The 1,633-nt window shown below is 53.3% G+C and carries 1 rRNA gene; it reads right to left on the bottom strand.

Features of this window, described 5'->3' with window-relative positions:
* Window positions 1-20: 20 nt before the first annotated feature.
* A 16S ribosomal RNA gene (locus JGF26_RS22285) occupies window positions 21-1,560 on the bottom strand.
* Between the last annotated feature and the right edge of the window lie 73 nt (window positions 1,561-1,633).

Raw genomic sequence — 1,633 nt, 5'->3', positions numbered from 1 at the left:
CAAAGGCAGGTTCTTTAAGGTAAGGAGGTGATCCAACCGCAGGTTCCCCTACGGTTACCTTGTTACGACTTCACCCCAGTCATGAATCACAAAGTGGTAAGCGCCCTCCCGAAGGTTAAGCTACCTACTTCTTTTGCAACCCACTCCCATGGTGTGACGGGCGGTGTGTACAAGGCCCGGGAACGTATTCACCGTAGCATTCTGATCTACGATTACTAGCGATTCCGACTTCATGGAGTCGAGTTGCAGACTCCAATCCGGACTACGACGCACTTTATGAGGTCCGCTTGCTCTCGCGAGGTCGCTTCTCTTTGTATGCGCCATTGTAGCACGTGTGTAGCCCTACTCGTAAGGGCCATGATGACTTGACGTCATCCCCACCTTCCTCCAGTTTATCACTGGCAGTCTCCTTTGAGTTCCCGGCCGGACCGCTGGCAACAAAGGATAAGGGTTGCGCTCGTTGCGGGACTTAACCCAACATTTCACAACACGAGCTGACGACAGCCATGCAGCACCTGTCTCAGAGTTCCCGAAGGCACCAATCCATCTCTGGAAAGTTCTCTGGATGTCAAGAGTAGGTAAGGTTCTTCGCGTTGCATCGAATTAAACCACATGCTCCACCGCTTGTGCGGGCCCCCGTCAATTCATTTGAGTTTTAACCTTGCGGCCGTACTCCCCAGGCGGTCGATTTAACGCGTTAGCTCCGGAAGCCACTCCTCAAGGGAACAACCTCCAAATCGACATCGTTTACGGCGTGGACTACCAGGGTATCTAATCCTGTTTGCTCCCCACGCTTTCGCACCTGAGCGTCAGTCTTTGTCCAGGGGGCCGCCTTCGCCACCGGTATTCCTCCAGATCTCTACGCATTTCACCGCTACACCTGGAATTCTACCCCCCTCTACAAGACTCTAGCCTGCCAGTTTCGAATGCAGTTCCCAGGTTGAGCCCGGGGATTTCACATCCGACTTGACAGACCGCCTGCGTGCGCTTTACGCCCAGTAATTCCGATTAACGCTTGCACCCTCCGTATTACCGCGGCTGCTGGCACGGAGTTAGCCGGTGCTTCTTCTGCGGGTAACGTCAATTGCTGAGGTTATTAACCTCAACACCTTCCTCCCCGCTGAAAGTACTTTACAACCCGAAGGCCTTCTTCATACACGCGGCATGGCTGCATCAGGCTTGCGCCCATTGTGCAATATTCCCCACTGCTGCCTCCCGTAGGAGTCTGGACCGTGTCTCAGTTCCAGTGTGGCTGGTCATCCTCTCAGACCAGCTAGGGATCGTCGCCTAGGTGAGCCGTTACCCCACCTACTAGCTAATCCCATCTGGGCACATCTGATGGCAAGAGGCCCGAAGGTCCCCCTCTTTGGTCTTGCGACGTTATGCGGTATTAGCTACCGTTTCCAGTAGTTATCCCCCTCCATCAGGCAGTTTCCCAGACATTACTCACCCGTCCGCCGCTCGTCACCCGAGAGCAAGCTCTCTGTGCTACCGCTCGACTTGCATGTGTTAGGCCTGCCGCCAGCGTTCAATCTGAGCCATGATCAAACTCTTCAATTTAAAAGTTTGATGCTCAATGAATTAAACTTCGTAATGAATTACGTGTTCACTCGTTGAGACTTGGTATTCATTT

Origin of the sequence: Enterobacter sp. E1 (assembly GCF_016809815.1) — a bacterium.
In the GTDB taxonomy this organism is placed as follows: domain Bacteria; phylum Pseudomonadota; class Gammaproteobacteria; order Enterobacterales; family Enterobacteriaceae; genus Enterobacter; species Enterobacter adelaidei.
Note: the sequence above shows the minus strand (reverse complement) of the source record. Positions and strands in the feature narration are given on the sequence as shown.